This is a genomic window from Streptomyces sp. NPDC030995 (assembly GCF_055571215.1).
In genome coordinates, this window is record NZ_JBVIFS010000003.1 from 225,713 (window position 1) to 243,482 (window position 17,770).

Below are 17,770 nucleotides of genomic sequence, written 5' to 3' on the forward strand. Positions count from 1 at the left end.
GAGATGACCGTCGGTACGAACAGCTCACCGCGGGCGGGGGAAGCCGCGCCCTCGGCACAGAGCGGCCTCGTCGGTGTCCCGCCGCAAGCGGCGCCCCCGTCGCGGGCCCAGGACCCCGCCGTACCGCCCCGGCCGCACGGCCCGGTGCCGGACGGCGCGGCGGGCGAGGGGTTCGGCATCGACCCCGACGAACTGCCCGACGGGCTCGTCGTCGCCGACGACACGGGGCGGGTGATCTGCTTCAACGCGGCCGCCGCACGGATCACCGCCCTCGCGCCGGACGAGGCGCTCGGCGCCCGCATCGACCGCGCGCTCCCGCTGGAGGACCTCGAAGGCCGGCGCTGGTGGGCGCTGACCGACCCGTATGGGGGCCTCGCCACCCGCCGCGGGCAGCCCGAGCGGAACCTCCTGCTGCCCGGCGGCCGCGAGGTGCTGGTCTCCGCCAGCTACGTCCGTACGCACCCCACCGGCCCGCTGCGCCGCCTCGTGGTCACCCTGCGCGGCACCGAGGCCCGCCGCCGCACCGAACGCAGCCACGCCGAGCTGATCGCCACCGTCGCGCACGAGCTGCGCTCCCCGCTGACCTCCGTCAAGGGGTTCACGGCCACCCTGCTCGCCAAGTGGGAGCGGTTCACCGACGACCAGAAGCGGCTGATGCTGGAGACCGTCGACGCCGACGCCAACCGCGTCACCCGCCTCATCACCGAACTCCTCGACATCTCCCGCATCGACTCCGGGCGCCTGGAGGTGCGCCGCCAGCCCGTGGACATCGCCACCGCCGTCGGCCGCCACGTACAGGCGCTCACGGCGAACGGCCAGGCCCCCGAGCGGTTCCTCGTGAGCGTCAGCCGCCCCCTCCCCGACCTGTGGGCCGATCCCGACAAGATCGACCAGATCCTCGGCAACCTCCTCGAAAATGCGGTGCGCCATGGAGACGGAACGGTCACCATCGACGTATCGCCGCATGAGAAGGGAACCGCCGTCACCGTGTCCGACGAAGGCCCCGGGATCCCCGAGGAGTCGATGGGCCGCGTCTTCACCCGCTTCTGGCGGGGGAGCAAGCGCGGCGGCACCGGCCTGGGCCTGTACATCGTCAAGGGCATCGTGGAGGCCCACGGCGGCACCATCACGGTCGGCCGCGGCCCCGGGGGCGGCGCCGAGTTCCGATTTATCCTGCCCGTGAGCGCCCCGGCCTACCTCACGCAGTAGCACTGCGGAGCGTCTCGCCAGGCGGCCCACGGGCTCCTTCACCCCCGGCGACCTTTAGACTCGTCCTTTGGCACCTTTGTGTCCTTGTGCCGATCGAGTCGTACGGGGACCACCAGCCAGCCATCGGAAGTACGGGAAGAGATGTCGGCACCGAACAAGTCGTACGACCCTGTCGAGGTCGAGGCACTGAAACCGGAAGAGATCGAGCGCATGCGGGACGAGGCGCTCGCCGCCTTCGCGTCCGCCGGCGACCTCGACGCGCTGCGTGAGGCGAAGACCGCGCACATGGGCGACCGCTCGCCCCTGGCGCTCGCCAACCGCGAGATCGGCGCGCTGCCCCCGCAGGCCAAGGCCGAGGCGGGCAAGCGCGTGGGCCAGGCCCGCGGCGCCGTGAACAAGGCCTTCGGGGCCCGCACGGTCGAGCTCGAGGCGGAGCGCGACGAGCGGGTGCTGGTCGAGGAGGCGGTGGACGTCACGCTGCCCTACGACCGCACCCCCGCCGGCGCCCGGCACCCGCTGACCACGCTGATGGACCGCATCGCGGACATCTTCGTGGCCATGGGCTACGAGGTCGCCGAGGGCCCCGAGGTCGAGGCGGAGTGGTTCAACTTCGACGCCCTCAACTTCACGCCCGACCACCCGGCGCGCCAGATGCAGGACACCTTCTTCGTCCGGGGCCCCGAGGGCACCGAGGGCGACGAGTCCGGTGTCGTCCTGCGCACCCACACCTCCCCGGTGCAGGCGCGTTCGCTGCTGGAGCGCAAGCCCCCCGTCTACATCGTCTGCCCGGGCCGCGTGTACCGCACCGACGAGCTCGACGCGACGCACACCCCGGTCTTCCACCAGGTCGAGCTGCTCGCCGTGGACGAGGGCCTGACCATGGCGGACCTCAAGGGCACCATGGACCACATGGTCCAGGAGCTGTTCGGCGAGGGCACCACCACCCGCCTGCGCCCGCACTTCTTCCCCTTCACCGAGCCGTCCGCCGAGATGGACATGCAGTGCTACGTGTGCCGCGGCGCGTCGGTGGGCAACCCCGACCGCCCGTGCCGTACCTGCTCCAGCGAGGGCTGGATCGAGCTGGGCGGCTGCGGCATGGTCAACCCGAAGGTGCTCGTCGCCTGCGGTGTGGACCCGGAGAAGTACAGCGGGTTCGCCTTCGGGTTCGGCATCGAGCGGATGCTGATGTTCCGCCACAACGTTGAAGACATGCGAGACATGGTCGAGGGTGACGTCCGTTTCACCCGGCCGTTCGGGAGTGAGATCTGATGCGCGTCCCGCTTTCCTGGCTGCGGGAGTACGTCGACCTCCCCGCGGGTGAGACCGGCCGTGACGTGGCCGCCAAGCTGGTCGACGCCGGCCTCGAGGTCGAGACCGTCGAGCAGCTCGGCGGCGGGCTCAAGGGCCCGCTCGTCGTCGGCCAGGTGCTGACCATCGAGGAGCTCGAAGGCTTCCGCAAGCCGATCCGCTTCTGCACGGTCGACGTCGGCCAGGCCAACGGCACCGGCGAGCCGCAGGAGATCGTCTGCGGCGCCCGGAACTTCGCCGTCGGCGACAAGGTCGTCGTGGTCCTCCCCGGCGCCGTCCTGCCAGGCGACTCCGCGATCGCCGCGCGCAAGACGTACGGCCGCACCTCGCACGGCATGATCTGCTCCGGCGACGAGCTGGGCATGGGCGACGACGGCACGCACGGCATCATCGTGCTGCCGCACGAGCACGAGGTCGGCACCGACGCGATCGAGCTGCTCCAGCTCGTCGACGAGGTCCTCGACATCGACATCACCCCGGACCGCGGCTACTGCATGTCCATGCGCGGTGTCGCCCGCGAGGCGGCCACCGCCTACGGCCTGCCGCTGCGCGACCCGGCGCTGCTCGACGTGCCCCAGCCGAACTCGTACGGCTACCCGGTCAAGATCGACGACCCGGCCGGCTGCGACCGCTTCACCGCCCGCACGGTGACCGGCCTCGACCCCGACGCGCGCTCCCCGATCTGGCTGACCCGCCGCCTGCAGAAGGCGGGCATGCGCCCGATCTCGCTCGCCGTCGACATCACCAACTACGTGATGCTGGAGCTCGGCCAGCCGCTGCACGCCTACGACCGCTCCAGCGTCGACGGCGCCATCGGCGTCCGCCGCGCGGAGCAGGGCGAGAAGTTCACCACCCTCGACGGGGTCAAGCGCACGCTCGACGCCGAGGACCTGGTGATCACCGACAACAGCGGGCCGATCGGGCTCGCCGGTGTCATGGGCGGCGCCAACACCGAGATCGCCGACTCCGTGACCGACCCCGAGACCGGCCAGGTCACGGGGACCACGGACGTGGTCATCGAGGCCGCGCACTTCGACTCCGTGTCGATCTCGCGCACCGCCCGCCGCCTGAAGCTCTCCTCCGAGGCCTCCAAGCGCTTCGAGCGGGGCGTCGACCCGCAGGCCGCCGCCGCGGCCGCGCAGCGCACCGTCGACCTGCTCGTGCTGCTCGCGGGCGGTACCGCCGAGGCCGGCGTCACCGAGGTCACCGCCCCGGGCGCCCCGCGCACCATCGCGATGCGCGCGGACCACCCGGACCGGGTCGCGGGCATGGACTACGGCCGCGAGACCGTCGTACGCCGCCTCCAGGAGGTCGGCTGCGACGTCTACGGCCAGGACGAGCTCGTCGTCACCGTCCCGTCGTGGCGGCCCGACCTCGCCGCGCCCAACGACCTCGCCGAAGAGGTCATCCGGCTGGAGGGCTACGGGAACCTCCCGTCGACCCTCCCGCAGGTGCCCTCCGGCCGCGGTCTGACCGCCCGGCAGCAGCTGCACCGCCGAGTGGGCCGCGCGCTGGCCGGCTCGGGCTACGTCGAGGCGCTGAGCTACCCGTTCCTGGGCGAAGCCGTCTTCGACCAGCTCCAGCTCCCGGCGCACGACGCCACCCGCCAGGTCGTCAAGCTGGTCAACCCGATCTCCGACGAGGAGCCGGCGCTGCGCACCACGCTGCTGCCGGGTCTGCTCGGCGCGCTCCGCCGCAACGACAGCCGGGGCAGCCACGACCTCGCGCTCTTCGAGACCGGTTCGGTCTTCCGGGCCGCCGCGCAGCCGGGTGTCGCCGTACGGCTGCCCGTCGACCGGCGTCCCACGGACGAGGAGATCGCCACCCTGAACGCGGCCCTGCCCGCGCAGCCGCGGTACGCCGCGGTCGTGCTGGCCGGTGCGCGCGAGCAGGCCGGCTGGTGGGGCAAGGGCCGCCCGGCCGACTGGGCGGACGCGGTCCAGGCCGCGCGCGCCCTCGCCGTCGAGGCGGGTGCCGAGCTGGTGATTCGCCAGGGCCAGTACGGCCCCTGGCACCCGGGCCGCTGCGCCGAGCTGCTCGTCACCCTCGACGGGGTCGAGACGGTCATCGGCCACGCCGGTGAGCTTCACCCGCGCGTGGTCAAGGCGATGGGCCTGCCGGCCCGCACCAGCGCGATGGAGCTCGACCTGGACCGCCTCGCGGCGGCCGGCGGCGAGGCCCTCCAGGCGCCCCGGATCTCCACCTTCCCGGTGGCGACCCAGGACGTCGCGCTGATCGTGGACGCTTCGGTTCCGGCGTCCTCGGTGGAAGCCGCGCTGCGCAAGGGCGCGGGCGAACTGCTGGAGTCGCTGCGGCTGTTCGACGTGTTCACCGGTGAGCAGGTCGGCGAGGGCAAGAAGTCCCTGGCGTACGCGCTGCGCTTCCGCGCGACCGACCGGACGCTGACCGCCGAGGAGTCCACGGCCGCGCGCGACGCGGCGGTGGCGCTGGCGGGCGAGCGGACCGGAGCGGTGCTCCGGGGCGCGTAGCACCCGCTCGTAGTACCTGTGAGGGGCCCCTCCGGAACACCGGACGGGCCCCTCACTCATTCGGGTGGAGAGATCCAGCCTCGCCGGCGATTGAGGCGCGGGGTTCGGGGCGGAGCCCCGGTCTTTCAGCCCGTCCGGCGTATGAGGACCGGGAGGGCTGCGCGCAGCGGCCCACCGTGCACGCGCTGGACGGCGGTGAGACGCTGCCCCCGCTCGGGGTGGTTCCGCTGCCCCGCGATCTGCGACCGCACACCTGCGGGGAACTCCGGCCCGGGGAGATGCTGTTCCTGCACACCGACGGGGCCGGGGACGCCCGCGACACCGCGGGGCGGTTCTTCCCCCTGCCGAGCGTCCTCGCAGAGGTGCAGGCACCGCTCACGCCCGCGCGGCTGGTCGCGGGCGTGCACGCCGCTCTGCTCCGGCACACCGGCGGGCGACTCGCCGACGACGTCGCCCTGCTGGTGCTCCGCAACGACCGGTCCTGACCACGCGTGCCGGGCCCGGTGGATGGGCCCGGCGCGCGTTTCGGCCCGGCTCCTGCCGGGGCCCGGCGACCAACCGGGCGCCGGCGGAGCCGGAACGCGCCGCCCGCCTGCCGTGGAGTGTCGGGCAGACAGCAGAACGGGCGGCGCGGTGACGGGTCGTCGCACTGTACGAGGGGGAGCCGACGACCCGGGCTACCTCTTGGCGAGGCTCTTCAGTGAAGCGCCCCGAGGGGCCCGCGCGGCAGAGTGCGTATCGCATTTATGCGCGTACGCGGTTCGCACCCCGTGTGAACCGCGCACCCACTAGCCTGAGACCGAAGAGCCCTTGGAGCGGCCCATGCAGCCCAATGTCCTGCTCGACGCCCTCCTCGCCGAGGCGGGCATGTCCCATGCGGGACTCGCCGCGTACGTGAACCAGGCAGGCCGCACCCGAGGTCTGGCCCTGCGGTACGAACACACCGCCGTGTCCCGGTGGTTGAAGGGGCAGCGCCCCCGGGGTCAGGTCCCCGACCTGATCTGCGAGGTGCTCGGCGGCCGGCTCAGACGGCCCGTCGGGCTGGACGACATCGGGCTCGGCGCCGCGGACGGGCCGGTCTCCCTGCACGCCTCCCCGCTCAGCGGGTTCGTGGACCGGGCCGCCGCTCTCTGGCGTTCCGACGGGCAGGCCAGGCCCCAACTGCTCACCGCCGAGGCGGTCACCGGGACGCCCGCCGTCATCCCCGTCTGGGAATGGGAGAATCCGCCCGAGGACGCCGACGTCTCCCGTGAGGGCCCGAACCGGATCGGGCCCGAGCACATCGAGATCCTGAAGGCCGCCCGCGCACACTACGAGCTGATGTACCGACGGGCCGGCGGAGTGGCCACCCGGGACCGGATCGTCCGCTTCCTCGGCAGCGAGACGGCGCCCATGCTGCGCGGCAGCTACCCCGACGGTCTCGGCCGCCAACTGCACCGGGCCACCGGGTCCCTCGTGGCCGTGGCGGGGATCTGCGCGTACGACTCGGACGCCCACGGGCTCGCCCAGCGCTATTTCCACCAGGCGCTGCGCCTGGCCAAGGCGAGCGGGGACCGGGGCCTCGGGGCCTACGTCATCGCGCTGCTCGTCAACCAGTCCCTGCATCTGCGGGAGTACCGCCAGGCCGTCGCCTTCGCCGAGGCCGCGCTGCGCGCCGCCGGCCGGCACACCACCCCGGCGCTGGCCGCCGACCTGTACGCCATGCAGGCCAAGGCCTACGCCCAACTCGGCGACACCCAGGGCGCGCTGGCCTGCATCCGCAAGGCCGAGGCGGCCGCCGAGCGGATCCGCCCGGGCACCGAACCGGACGAGACCGGCTACGTACAACCGGGGCTCGTCAACGTCCAGGTCGCGGAGGCGCTGCTCAGTCTGGGCGATCTGGAGGCCGCGCGCGTCCAGGCGGCCGCCGCCGTCGGCACCCCCGCGCACGACCGCGGCCGGGTGCACCGGCTGGCGATGCTCTGCGAGATCCAGCTGCGCCAGGGAGAGGCGGACCGGGCCGCGGCGTCCGCGGCCGAGATGGCCGAGCGAGCCAAGGGGATGGAGTCGCTGCGACTGCGCGACCGGTTGCGGACGGTCCGCGAACAGCTCCTGACCAGCGGTTTCTCGGACGCGGAAGAGACCGCGCAGCTCATCGACGGGGCACTGCGCGTTCCGCTGTGACCGGTCAGCTGCTGCCATGTGTGCCACCTACTCGAACGGAAGGTGGCACAGCCGTGCAGTGGATGAACCTGAGTGAGCAGACGGTGTACAAGAACCGCTGGTTCGACGTGAACCTGGCCGATGTGGAACTCCCCGACGGCCGGCACCTGGACCACTTCGTGATCCGGCTGCGCCCGGTCGCCGTGGCCACGGCCGTCAACGAGGCCAACGAGGTGCTGCTGCTCTGGCGGCACCGCTTCATCACCGACAGCTGGGGCTGGGAACTGCCCGCCGGGGTGGTCGAGGACGGCGAGGACATCGCGGTCGCGGCGGCCCGGGAGATGGAGGAGGAGTCGGGCTGGCGGCCCGGCCCGCTCCACCACCTGATGACCGTCGAGCCGTCCAACGGGCTGACCGACGCCCGTCACCACCTCTACTGGGCGGACGGGGCCACCTACATCGGCCATCCCGAGGACGCGTTCGAGTCCTCACGCCGGGAGTGGGTCCCGCTGGGGCTCGTGCCGGACATGATCGCGCGCGGCGAGATCCCGGCCGCCAACATGGCGGCCGGGCTGCTGCTCCTGCACCATCTCAGGCTCGGGGACCGCCCGTAGGCGAGGTCAGCCGTACGGGTAGAAGCCCGAGCCCGTCTTGCGGCCCAGGCGTCCCGCGTCGACCATCCGCTGGAGCAGCGGGGGAGCGGCGTACAGCGGCTCCTTGTACTCCGCGTACATGGAGTCGGCGATGGAGGCGATGGTGTCCAGGCCGATCAGGTCGGACAGCTTGAGCGGGCCCATCGGGTGGGCGCAGCCCAGCTCCATGCCGTTGTCGATGTCCTCGCGGCTCGCGATGCCGGACTCGAACATCCGGATCGCGGACAGCAGGTACGGGACGAGGAGCGCGTTGACGACGAAGCCGGAACGGTCCTGGGCGCGGACGGCGTGCTTGCCCAGCACGTCACGCACCAGGGCCTCGGCCCGCTTGACGGTCTCCTCGCCCGTGGTCAGCGCCGGGATCAGCTCGACGAGCTTCTGCACCGGGGCCGGGTTGAAGAAGTGGATGCCGATGACCTGGTCGGGCCGCGAGGTCGCGACGGCCAGCTTGACCAGCGGGATCGAGGAGGTGTTGGAGGCCAGGATCGCGTCCGGGCGGGTGATCACCTGGTCGAGGACCTGGAAGATCTCCGTCTTGACCTGCTCGTTCTCGACGACCGCCTCGATGACGAGATCACGGTCGGCGAACTCGCCGAGGTCGGTGGTGAAGCTGAGGCGGGCCAGGGTGGCGTCCCGCTCCTCCTCGCTGATCTTGCCGCGTTCGGCGGCCTTGGTCAGCGAGTTGTACAGCCGGGTACGGCCGATCTCCAGGGCTTCGCCGGTGGTCTCGGCGACCTTGACCTCAAGGCCGCTGCGGGCACACACCTCGGCGATACCCGCACCCATCTGGCCGCAGCCCACTACGCCGACTCGTGTGATGTCGGAAGGGAGGTCAGTCACTTCGTGCCTTTCGCAGCTCATCCGTCGGCGGGTCCCCCGTACGATTCCGGCGCCCGCCACGCCCCCCGACGTTACTCCCGACCTTGCGCGGGGCGGGGGGCCGGGGCGGGCATGCTGATCGGACATCCAAGAATGTCACTCAGCGAAACGGAGCTGTCACATGGCGTACATCGGCCGACGGGAACTGCTGGCCGCAGCCGCGGGGGTGGTCGCCGCCGCCACAGTGGGGCCGGCCGCGGCGGCGGCGCCGCGAAGGGCCGCCGCGATCCCCGCCCGGGCCCCCGCCGTCGAGTTCCGGGGGATGTGGGTCGCCTCCGTGTCGAACGTGGACTGGCCCTCCGAGAGCGGGCTGTCCGCCGCGCGGCAGCGCGCCGAGCTCCTCGATCTCCTCGACACCGCCGTCGAGCGGAGGCTGAACGCGGTGGTCCTCCAGGTCCGGCCGGCGGCCGACGCGCTGTGGCCCTCGAAGCTGGAGCCCTGGTCGCAGTGGCTGACGGGGGAGCAGGGGGGCGATCCGGGCTGGGACCCGCTGGGCACGGCCGTCGCCGAGGCGCACGCGCGCGGGCTGGAGCTGCACGCCTGGTTCAACCCGTACCGCGTGGCCAACCACACCGACCTCGACCGGCTGGCGTCCACGCACCCGGCCCGGCGCAATCCCGGCTGGACGGTGGAGTACGGCGGCAAGCTCTACTACAACCCCGGTCTGCCCGAGGTGCGGCTCTTCGTCCAGGAGGCCATGCTCGACGCCGTCTCCCGCTACCCGGTGGACGCGGTGCACTGGGACGACTACTTCTACCCGTACCCGGTGGAGGGGGAGGACTTCGACGACGACGAGGCCTACGAGGAGTACGGCGGCTCCTTCGACTCCCGCGCAGACTGGCGCCGCAACAACACCGACACCCTGGTGCGCGAGATGTCCGCGCGGCTGCGGACGGTCCGGCCCGCGGCCCGGTTCGGCATCAGCCCGTTCGGCGTCTGGCGCAATTCCGACCGGGACCCGCTCGGCTCGGCGACGCAGAGCCTGGCCACGTACGACGACCTGTACGCGGACACCCGCAAGTGGGTCAAGGAGGGCTGGATCGACTACATCGTGCCGCAGGCGTACTGGCACATCGGGCACCCGACCGCCGACTACGCCGACATCGTCCCCTGGTGGGCCCGGACCGTCGCGGGCACGGACGTGGAGCTGTACGTGGGGGAGGCGCTGTACCGCTGCGACGCGAACAGCCCCACCGCGGCCTGGCGCGATCCGCGGGAGCTGTCCCGGCACGTGACGTTCGCCCGGCAGTACGCCGAGGTCCGCGGCCACGTCTGGTTCTCCGCCAAACAGGTGGCCGCGGACCCCAATGGGGCGATGGCCCGGGTGGTCGCCGACCACTACGGCTCAGCGGCGGCTCCGCGCTGAGCCGGCGGGGTCAGTGCTCGGGCTCCGTGGGGTGGCGGACCACGCAGTCCGGTCCGGGAGCCATCAGGGCTTCGTGTCCGTCCTGGAAACGGACCCGGTACGGGGGGGTTCCGTTCTCGCCCAGCACCTGGGTGATCTCGCCCACCTTGTCGTGCTGTCCGACGATCCTGCCGTGCTGCACCAGCTGGTCGCCCTCGGTCGCGCGCATAACTGGCCTCCTCGGTGGCGGTCCGATCCGGTGCTAGCAGTTTAGGTCGTTCCGCCGCTATTTGACCCGTTGGGTGACGACGATGCAGACCAGCACGGCGCAGGCGGCCACCGGCGCGGCGGGGGTGAGGTGCTCGCCCAGCAGTGCTACCGACCAGACCAGGGTCAGCAGCGGCTGGGCGAGCTGGAGCTGGCTGGCCCGGGGCGCGCCGATCTCGGCCATGCCGCGGTACCAGACGTACAGGCCGAGGAAGGTGGAGCAGGCCGCGACCCAGAGCAGGCCGGCCAGTCCGTGGCCGCTGACGTGCACCGGCTCGTACGCGAGCCCGAGCGCGGAGCCGGTCAGGGTGAGCGGCAGGCACAGGACCAGCGCCCAGCCGATCACCTGCCAGCCGGGCAGGGTCCGGGCCAGGCGCCCGCCCTCCGTGTACCCGGCGGCGCACACCAGCAGGGCGGCGAACAGGTAGGCGTCGCCGGCCGAGAGGAAGCCGCCGCTCTGCGCGAGCGTGCGGCTGCATACAACGAATGCGAGCACGACCGCGGCCCCCGCCACGGCCGCGATCCAGAAGGTGCGCGAGGGCCGGACGCCGGTGCGCGCCGCCGACAGCGCGGCCGTGGTGAGCGGCAGCAGGCCGACCACGACGGCGGCGTGCGAGGTCGTGGAGGTCTGGAGCGCGAGGGTGGTCAGCAGCGGGTAGCCGACCCCCACCCCGGCGGCGACCACGGCGAGGCCCGCCCAGTGCTCACGGGCGGGCAGCGGGACCCGCCGGGCCAGCAGGAAGGCGCCGGCGATCGCGGCCGCGAGGAGGCCGCGCAGGGCGACGAGCGACCACGGGCCGAAGCTCTCCAGTCCCCAGGCGGTGGCGGGAAAGGTCAGCGAGAAGGTGACGACGCCGAGCGAGGCGAGGAGGGTGCCCCGGCTCAGGGAGCTCTTGACCGCTATCGGAGCCGGGAGAGTAGCGCTATTCTGTGCTGTCATGTACGAGCGTAGCAGTGTGGCGGAATTGACTGAAGCCCTGCGATCCGGGCTCAACCGCTACTCGATTGGTGGAAAGCTCCCGTCGAGCCGGGCGCTGGTCGAGCACTATCGGGTCAGCCCGGTGACGGTCTCCCGGGCCCTCGCGCAGCTCGCCGCCGAAGGCCTCGTCGTCACCCGCCCCGGCGCCGGGGTCTTCCGGGCCCGGCCGCGGACGGCGGAGGCCGCGCCCGGGGACACCTCCTGGCAGGAGGTCGCCCTCAGCGCGGAGGGCGCCGGCGAGATCGTGCCGCGCTCGGTGGACGCCTCCGGGGTGATGGTCTGTCTGGCCGCGCCGCCGCCCGGGGTGATCGGACTCAACAGCGGCTACCTGCACCCCTCCATCCAGCCGGAGCGGGCCATGGCCGCCGCCCTGGCCCGGGCCGGGCGACGCCCCGGGGCGTGGAACCGGCCGCCCATGGAGGGGCTGCCCGAGCTGCGCGACTGGTTCGCCCGGGAGATCGGCGGCGCGGTCGTCGCCGCCGACGTGCTGATCACCGCGGGCGGGCAGAGCGCGCTGACCACCGCCCTGCGGGCGCTCGCCCCTCCCGGGGCGCCGATCCTGGTGGAATCCCCGACCTACCCCGGGCTGCTGGCCATCGCGCGGGCCTCCGGGTGCCGGCCCGTGCCCGTACCGGTGGACGCCGAGGGGGTCCGGCCGGAGCTGCTGGCCGCCGCCTTCGAAGCGACCGGGGCACGGGTCTTCGTATGCCAGCCGCTGTTCCAGAACCCGACCGGGGCGGTGCTGGCTCCCGGGCGGCGGGCCGAGGTGCTGCGGATCGCCCGGGCCGCCGGGGCCTTCGTGGTGGAGGACGACTACGCCCGGGCCCTGGGCCACGATGACTCCGGGCCGCTGCCCGCGCCCTTGGCGGCGGAGGACGCGGACGGGGTGGTCGTGCACGTCCGGTCCCTGACCAAGGCCACCTCGCCGAGCCTGCGCGTGGGCGCGCTGGCCGCCCGCGGCCCGGTCGTGGACCGGCTGCGCGCCATCCAGGTGGTGGACAGCTTCTTCGTGGCCCGGCCGCTCCAGGAAGCCGCCCTGGAGCTGGTCGGCGCGCCCGCGTGGCCGCGTCACCTGCGCACCGTGGCCGCCGAGCTGCGCCACCGGCGGGACGTCCTCGCCGGGGCCCTGCGCAGGGAGCTGCCCGGGCTGGCGCTGCCTCATCTGCCGTCCGGCGGCTACCAGTTGTGGGTGCGGCTGGCCGAGGGCGGCGACGACGCCGACTTCGCGGCGGCGGCCCTGCGCGCCGGAGTCGCGGTGGCGCCCGGCCGCCCGTACTTCTGCGCGGAACCGCCGGGTCCGTACGTCCGGCTCAGCTTCGCCGGCGTGTCGGGCCCCGGGGAGCTGGTGGAGGCGGTCCACAGGCTGCGGGCCGGCCTCGCCGGCGGGCTCGGTCCAGAGGCTTGACCGCTCGCGGCGTGCGCCTCACCATCACCGCATGCATGTTCGGGTTTCGCTCGTCGCCGCAGCCCGTAGTACCTCGCTGCTGGCCGAGCGCTTCGACGACGACCGCCCGCTGGACGGGGCCGGCTGGCGGTCGGTGGAGTCTGCCGCGCGGGGCCTCGTACCGCTGGGCTCGGCCGAGCTGCGCTACTGCTCGCCGACCCCGCGCAGCCGGGCCACGGGCGAGGCCCTCGGGTACGCGCCCCTCGCGCAGCCCGCGCTGCGCGAGTGCGACATGGGCCGCTGGCGCGGGCTGACCCTGGCCGAGGTGACCGCCCACGAGCCCGGGGCGGTGGACCTGTGGCTCAGCGATCCGCGGGCCGCCCCGCACGGCGGCGAGTCCCTGCTCGCCTTCATCTCCCGGATCGGCGGCTGGCTGGACACCCGGCCCGCTGACGACGGGGGCGCGATCGTCGCGGTGGCGGAGCCCTCGGTGGTCCGGGCGGCCCTGGTCTACGCGCTCCAGGCGCCCCCGCTGACCTACTGGAACGTGGACGTCCGGCCGCTGTCCACGATGACCCTGACGGGCTGGTCCGGGCGCTGGCACCTGTCCTTGCAGGCCCCGGCGTAAGCGCGGCCGGCGCCGACCCCCCGCCGCCTCCGGTTCGATGGTCCGGACCGCCCGACCCCGTCGAGCCGGGGCCATCTGCGTTGCATAAACGTGCGTCGGTACGTATAGTCATGCCATCGATGAGGAGGGTCCGATGGCGGTACGTGTAGCGGTGGCCGGAGCGAGCGGGTACGCGGGCGGAGAAGTCCTGCGCCTCCTGCTCTCGCACCCCGAGGTGGAGATCGGTGCGCTGACCGGCAATTCCAACGCCGGGCAGCTCTTCGGCTCCCTGCAGCCGCACCTCGTGCCGCTCGCGGGACGGACGCTGGAGGCGACCACGGCCGAGGTTCTCGCGGGCCACGATGTCGTCTTCCTCGCGCTCCCGCACGGCCAGTCCGCCGCCGTCGCGGCCCAGCTCGGCGAGGACGCCCTCGTCGTCGACATGGGCGCCGACCACCGGCTCAAGGACTCCGCCGACTGGGACAAGTTCTACGGGGCCCCGCACGCCGGTACCTGGCCCTACGGGCTCCCCGAACTGCCGGGCGGCCGCGCCGCACTGGCGGGGGCCAAGCGCATCGCCGTCCCCGGCTGCTTCCCCACCGCCGTCTCCCTCGCGCTCTACCCGGCGTACCAGGAGCAGCTCGCCGAGCCGGAAGCCGTGATCGTCGCCGCCACCGGAACCTCCGGCGCCGGCAAGGCGCTCAAGACGAACCTGCTCGGCTCCGAGGTGATGGGTTCCGTGACCCCGTACGGCGTCGGCGGCGGGCACCGGCACACCCCCGAGATGGTGCAGAACCTGTCCCCGCTGGCCGGGAGCCGCGTCAGCGTCTCCTTCACCCCGACCCTCGTCCCCATGTCGCGCGGCATCCTCGCCACCTGCTCGGCCAAGGCCCTTCCCGGCACCACCGCCGAGTCGCTCCGCGCCGCCTACGAGAAGGCGTACGCCGACGAGCCCTTCGTGCACCTGCTGCCCGAGGGCCGGATGCCGTCCACCAAGTCCGTCCACGGTTCCAACGCCGTCCACGTCCAGGTCGCCTACGACGAGTCCGCCCGGCGGATCATCGCCGTCAGCGCCATCGACAACCTGACCAAGGGCACCGCCGGCGGCGCGGTGCAGAGCATGAACATCGCCCTCGGGCTCCCCGAGAGCCTGGGTCTTTCCACGATCGGAGTCGCACCGTGAGCGTCACGGCAGCACAGGGATTCACGGCAGCCGGCATCGCCGCCGGGATCAAGGCCAACGGCAACCCGGACCTGGCCCTCGTGGTCAACAACGGGCCGCGCCTGGCCGCCGCGGGCGTCTTCACCTCCAACCGCGTCAAGGCCGCGCCCGTGCACTGGTCCGAGCAGGTCCTGCGCGGCGGCGCCGTCAGCGCGGTCGTCCTGAACTCCGGCGGCGCCAACGCCTGCACCGGTCCCAAGGGCTTCCAGGACACCCACGCCACCGCCGAGAAGGCCGCCGAGGTCCTGAACGGGCAGGGCCTCGGCGAGGAGTTCAACGCCGGGGAGATCGCGGTCGCCTCCACCGGCCTGATCGGCGTCCTGCTCCCCATGGACAAGCTGCTCCCCGGCATCGAGGCCGCCGCCGCGGGCCTCTCCGAGGACGGTGGCGAGGCCGCCGCCATCGCCATCAAGACCACCGACACCGTGCACAAGACGGCCATCGTCTCCCAGGGCGGCTGGACCGTCGGCGGCATGGCCAAGGGCGCGGGCATGCTCGCCCCGGGCCTGGCCACCATGCTCGTCGTCCTCACCACCGACGCCGACGTGGACAGCGCCACCCTCGACCGGGCGCTGCGCTCCGCGACGCGCACCACCTTCGACCGGGTCGACTCCGACGGCTGCATGTCCACCAACGACACGGTGCTGCTGCTCGCCTCCGGGGCGTCCGGCCAGGTGCCGGCGTACGAGGAGTTCGCGGAGGCCGTACGCACGGTCTGCGACGACCTGGCCCGCCAGCTGATCGGCGATGCCGAGGGCGCCAGCAAGGACATCCGCATCGAGGTCATCGGCGCGGCCGACGAGGACGACGCGGTCGAGGTCGGCCGGTCCATCGCCCGGAACAACCTGCTCAAGTGCGCCATCCACGGCGAGGACCCGAACTGGGGCCGGGTGCTCTCCGCGATCGGCACCACCAAGGCGGCTTTCGACCCGGACCGGCTCAACGTGGCCATCAACGGCGTCTGGGTCTGCAAGAACGGCTCGGTCGGCGAGGACCGCGACCTGGTCAGCATGAAGGACCGCGAGGTCCGCATCACCGCCGACCTGGCCACCGGCAGCGATTCGGCCGTGATCTGGGCCAATGACCTGACCGCCGACTACGTCCACGAGAACAGCGCCTACTCCTCATGAGCGACGAAAAGGCCGGCCAGCCCGGCACCTCCGGCACCGCCCGCAAGCACACCGCCCTGCCCAAGGCTCAGATCCTCATCGAGGCACTGCCCTGGCTCACCCGTCACAACGGCAAGGTCGTCGTCATCAAGTTCGGCGGCAACGCCATGATCGACGAGGATCTGAAGGCGGCCTTCGCCCAGGACGTGGTCTTCCTGCGCCAGGCCGGCCTCAAGCCGGTCGTGGTCCACGGCGGCGGCCCCCAGATCAACGCCCAGCTCGACAAGCAGGGCCTGGTCAGCGAGTTCAAGGCGGGTCTGCGCGTCACGACCCCCGAAGCCATGGACGTCGTACGGATGGTCCTGGCGGGCCACGTCCAGCGCGAGCTGGTCGGGCTGCTCAACCAGCACGGGCCGCTCGCAGTCGGCATGACCGGCGAGGACGCCCACACCATCACCGCGACCAAGCACAGCCCGGAGATCGACGGCGAGACCATCGACATCGGGCGGGTCGGCGAGATCACCGCCATCGACACCGGCGCCATCGAGGCGCTGCTGGCCGACGGCCGGATCCCGGTCATCTCCTCCATCGCGCGCAGCGCCGACGACCACCACGTCTACAACGTCAACGCCGACACGGCGGCCGCGGCGCTCGCCGCCTCGCTGGGCGCCGAGACGCTGATGGTCCTCACCGACGTCGAGGGCCTGTACGCGGACTGGCCGCACAGCGACGAGGTCATCAGCCGGCTCACCGTCAGCGAGCTGGAGAAGCTGCTGCCCGAGCTGTCCAGCGGCATGGTGCCCAAGATGGAGGGGTGCCTGCACGCCGTGCGCAACGGCGTGAAGACCGCCCGCGTGCTCGACGGGCGGGTCCAGCACTCGATCCTGCTGGAGATCTTCACGGATTCGGGCATCGGCACGATGGTCGTGCCCGACCCACGGCCCGCAGAACAGTCAGGGGGAGCAGCATGACGAAGGGCACCGGCAACCAGGAGTACGCCACGCGCTGGCAGGGCGCACTGACCAACAACTACGGCACCCCCGCGATCGCCCTCGTACGCGGCGAGGGCGCCCAGGTGTGGGACGCCGACGGCAAGCAGTACACCGACTTCGTCGGCGGCATCGCGGTCAACGCCCTCGGTCACGCCCACCCGGCGATCGTGGCGGCCGTGACCGGCCAGATCTCCACGCTCGGCCACGTCTCCAACCTCTTCGTCTCCGAGCCGGTCGTCGCGCTCGGCGAGCGGCTCCTCCAGCTCTTCGGCCGCCCCGGCAAGGTCTTCTTCTGCAACTCCGGCGCCGAGGCCGTCGAAGCCGCCTTCAAGATCGGCCGGCTGACCGGGCGGACCCACATGGTCGCCACCGACGGCGGCTTCCACGGCCGGACCATGGGCGCCCTCGCCCTCACCGGCCAGCCGAAGAAGCAGGACCCCTTCCGGCCGCTGCCGGGCGACGTCACGCACGTCCCCTTCGGTGACGTCGAGGCCCTGCGGGCCGCCGTCACCGAGGAGACCGCGCTCGTCGTCATCGAGCCGATCCAGGGCGAGAACGGCGTCGTCGTGCCCCCCGCCGGATACCTGACGGCCGCCCGCGAGATCACCCGGGCCACCGGCACCCTGCTCGTCCTCGACGAGGTCCAGACCGGCATCGGCCGGTGCGGCCAGTGGTTCGAGCACCAGGCCCACGAGGGCGTCGAGCCCGACCTGGTCACCCTCGCGAAGGGGCTGGGCGGCGGACTGCCGATCGGCGCCGTCGCCGCCTTCGGGGCCACGGCCGACCTGCTCCAGCCCGGCCAGCACGGCACCACCTTCGGCGGGAACCCGGTCGCCTGCGCCGCCGGCCTCGCCGTCATCGACACCATCGCCACCGACGGCCTGCTCGACCAGGTCAAGGCTCGGGGCGAGCGGCTGCGCTCCGGGATCGAGTCCTCGGGCCATCCGTTGGTCTCCCACGTCCGGGGCGCCGGCCTGCTGCTGGGTATCGTGCTGACCGAGCCCCTCGCACCCAAGGTGCAGCAGGCGGCTCAGGACGCCGGCTTCCTGGTCAACGCGCCCGCCCCCGACGTCGTACGGCTCATGCCCCCGTACGTGCTCACCGAAGCCGAGGCGGACGCGTTCCTCCGGGCCCTGCCCGGCATCCTCGACACAGCCAACGGGGACCGATCCGGAGAATGAGACG

At 72.8% G+C, this 17,770-nt stretch carries 16 protein-coding genes; 13 read left to right on the forward strand and 3 right to left on the reverse strand.

All coding sequences use genetic code 11. The features are described 5' to 3' along the window. Positions 1-3 precede the first annotated feature (3 nt). The 6 genes from ACZ45T_RS07260 to ACZ45T_RS07285 all read left to right on the forward strand — a co-directional run bounded on the left by ACZ45T_RS07260 (position 4) and on the right by ACZ45T_RS07285 (position 7,762). Positions 4-1,209 carry a sensor histidine kinase gene (locus ACZ45T_RS07260; protein WP_468438350.1) on the forward strand — a complete coding sequence of 402 codons (1,206 nt, stop codon included), beginning with the start codon at positions 4-6 and terminating at the stop codon, positions 1,207-1,209. A 141-nt stretch (positions 1,210-1,350) separates the two neighbouring features. Continuing rightward, entirely contained in the window at positions 1,351-2,478 is a 1,128-nt protein-coding gene (pheS, locus tag ACZ45T_RS07265; protein WP_468438351.1) for a phenylalanine--tRNA ligase subunit alpha, read from the forward strand. Then, entirely contained in the window at positions 2,478-5,006 is a 2,529-nt protein-coding gene (pheT, locus tag ACZ45T_RS07270) for a phenylalanine--tRNA ligase subunit beta (RefSeq protein ID WP_468438353.1), read from the forward strand. Before pheS ends, pheT begins: the two co-directional genes overlap by 1 nt. A gap of 176 nt (positions 5,007-5,182) precedes the next feature. Continuing rightward, the gene (locus ACZ45T_RS07275; protein ID WP_468438355.1) at positions 5,183-5,491 is read left to right on the forward strand and encodes a SpoIIE family protein phosphatase; all 309 of its coding nucleotides are present in this window, start codon (positions 5,183-5,185) and stop codon (positions 5,489-5,491) included. Between the two features lie 337 nt (positions 5,492-5,828). Further along, the gene (locus ACZ45T_RS07280) at positions 5,829-7,169 is read left to right on the forward strand and encodes a transcriptional regulator (RefSeq protein ID WP_468438356.1); all 1,341 of its coding nucleotides are present in this window, start codon (positions 5,829-5,831) and stop codon (positions 7,167-7,169) included. 62 nt (positions 7,170-7,231) lie between these two features. After that, on the forward strand, positions 7,232-7,762 hold the full coding sequence (locus ACZ45T_RS07285; protein WP_468438730.1) for an NUDIX hydrolase: 531 nt from the start codon (positions 7,232-7,234) through the stop codon (positions 7,760-7,762). Positions 7,763-7,768: 6 nt separating this feature from the next. On the opposite strand, the gene ACZ45T_RS07290 is transcribed toward ACZ45T_RS07285, so the two are convergent. After that, positions 7,769-8,662, reverse strand: coding sequence for a 3-hydroxybutyryl-CoA dehydrogenase (locus tag ACZ45T_RS07290; protein WP_468438358.1), 894 nt, complete (start codon positions 8,660-8,662; stop codon positions 7,769-7,771). A gap of 139 nt (positions 8,663-8,801) precedes the next feature. Between ACZ45T_RS07290 and ACZ45T_RS07295 the strand changes: the two genes are divergently transcribed. Next, positions 8,802-10,046: a glycoside hydrolase family 10-like protein gene (locus ACZ45T_RS07295; RefSeq protein WP_468438359.1), complete on the forward strand. Its 1,245-nt coding sequence runs from the start codon at positions 8,802-8,804 to the stop codon at positions 10,044-10,046. Between the two features lie 10 nt (positions 10,047-10,056). Here the strand turns inward: ACZ45T_RS07295 and ACZ45T_RS07300 are convergent, their stop codons facing one another. Both ACZ45T_RS07300 and ACZ45T_RS07305 read right to left on the reverse strand, forming a co-directional pair. Next, positions 10,057-10,254 (reverse strand): DUF1918 domain-containing protein, encoded by a 198-nt coding sequence (locus ACZ45T_RS07300; protein ID WP_468438361.1) that lies wholly within the window; start codon positions 10,252-10,254, stop codon positions 10,057-10,059. A gap of 57 nt (positions 10,255-10,311) precedes the next feature. Beyond that, the gene (locus tag ACZ45T_RS07305) at positions 10,312-11,232 is read right to left on the reverse strand and encodes a DMT family transporter (RefSeq protein WP_468438362.1); all 921 of its coding nucleotides are present in this window, start codon (positions 11,230-11,232) and stop codon (positions 10,312-10,314) included. Here ACZ45T_RS07305 and ACZ45T_RS07310 point away from each other — a divergent pair. From ACZ45T_RS07310 to ACZ45T_RS07335, 6 genes are all read left to right on the forward strand, one after another. After that, a complete protein-coding gene (locus ACZ45T_RS07310; RefSeq protein WP_468438364.1) occupies positions 11,231-12,676 on the forward strand; it encodes an aminotransferase-like domain-containing protein in 1,446 nt (481 codons plus the stop codon). The genes ACZ45T_RS07305 and ACZ45T_RS07310 overlap by 2 nt on opposite strands. Before the next feature lie 31 nt (positions 12,677-12,707). Continuing rightward, positions 12,708-13,283 carry a histidine phosphatase family protein gene (locus tag ACZ45T_RS07315; protein WP_468438365.1) on the forward strand — a complete coding sequence of 192 codons (576 nt, stop codon included), beginning with the start codon at positions 12,708-12,710 and terminating at the stop codon, positions 13,281-13,283. Positions 13,284-13,416: 133 nt separating this feature from the next. Then, positions 13,417-14,445: an N-acetyl-gamma-glutamyl-phosphate reductase gene (argC, locus tag ACZ45T_RS07320; protein ID WP_468438367.1), complete on the forward strand. Its 1,029-nt coding sequence runs from the start codon at positions 13,417-13,419 to the stop codon at positions 14,443-14,445. Beyond that, entirely contained in the window at positions 14,442-15,614 is a 1,173-nt protein-coding gene (gene argJ / locus ACZ45T_RS07325) for a bifunctional glutamate N-acetyltransferase/amino-acid acetyltransferase ArgJ (RefSeq protein WP_468438369.1), read from the forward strand. Before argC ends, argJ begins: the two co-directional genes overlap by 4 nt. Beyond that, a complete protein-coding gene (gene argB / locus ACZ45T_RS07330; RefSeq protein ID WP_468438370.1) occupies positions 15,611-16,564 on the forward strand; it encodes an acetylglutamate kinase in 954 nt (317 codons plus the stop codon). Before argJ ends, argB begins: the two co-directional genes overlap by 4 nt. Continuing rightward, entirely contained in the window at positions 16,561-17,766 is a 1,206-nt protein-coding gene (locus tag ACZ45T_RS07335; protein ID WP_468438372.1) for an acetylornithine transaminase, read from the forward strand. Before argB ends, ACZ45T_RS07335 begins: the two co-directional genes overlap by 4 nt. The last annotated feature ends 4 nt before the right edge of the window (positions 17,767-17,770 follow it).

What these genes read in the sequence shown, in the direction of transcription:
- ACZ45T_RS07315 (WP_468438365.1), top strand. Translation starts at nt 12,708, where the DNA reads ATGCATGTTCGGGTTTCGCTCGTCGCCGCAGCCCGTAGTACCTCGCTG.
- ACZ45T_RS07335 (WP_468438372.1), top strand. Translation starts at nt 16,561, where the DNA reads ATGACGAAGGGCACCGGCAACCAGGAGTACGCCACGCGCTGGCAGGGC.
- ACZ45T_RS07260 (WP_468438350.1), top strand. Translation starts at nt 4, where the DNA reads ATGACCGTCGGTACGAACAGCTCACCGCGGGCGGGGGAAGCCGCGCCC.
- pheS (WP_468438351.1), top strand. Translation starts at nt 1,351, where the DNA reads ATGTCGGCACCGAACAAGTCGTACGACCCTGTCGAGGTCGAGGCACTG.
- ACZ45T_RS07310 (WP_468438364.1), top strand. Translation starts at nt 11,231, where the DNA reads ATGTACGAGCGTAGCAGTGTGGCGGAATTGACTGAAGCCCTGCGATCC.
- ACZ45T_RS07290 (WP_468438358.1), bottom strand. Translation starts at nt 8,662, where the DNA reads ATGAGCTGCGAAAGGCACGAAGTGACTGACCTCCCTTCCGACATCACA.
- argC (WP_468438367.1), top strand. Translation starts at nt 13,417, where the DNA reads ATGGCGGTACGTGTAGCGGTGGCCGGAGCGAGCGGGTACGCGGGCGGA.
- ACZ45T_RS07295 (WP_468438359.1), top strand. Translation starts at nt 8,802, where the DNA reads ATGGCGTACATCGGCCGACGGGAACTGCTGGCCGCAGCCGCGGGGGTG.
- ACZ45T_RS07280 (WP_468438356.1), top strand. Translation starts at nt 5,829, where the DNA reads ATGCAGCCCAATGTCCTGCTCGACGCCCTCCTCGCCGAGGCGGGCATG.
- ACZ45T_RS07300 (WP_468438361.1), bottom strand. Translation starts at nt 10,254, where the DNA reads ATGCGCGCGACCGAGGGCGACCAGCTGGTGCAGCACGGCAGGATCGTC.
- argB (WP_468438370.1), top strand. Translation starts at nt 15,611, where the DNA reads ATGAGCGACGAAAAGGCCGGCCAGCCCGGCACCTCCGGCACCGCCCGC.
- pheT (WP_468438353.1), top strand. Translation starts at nt 2,478, where the DNA reads ATGCGCGTCCCGCTTTCCTGGCTGCGGGAGTACGTCGACCTCCCCGCG.
- ACZ45T_RS07285 (WP_468438730.1), top strand. Translation starts at nt 7,232, where the DNA reads ATGAACCTGAGTGAGCAGACGGTGTACAAGAACCGCTGGTTCGACGTG.
- ACZ45T_RS07305 (WP_468438362.1), bottom strand. Translation starts at nt 11,232, where the DNA reads ATGACAGCACAGAATAGCGCTACTCTCCCGGCTCCGATAGCGGTCAAG.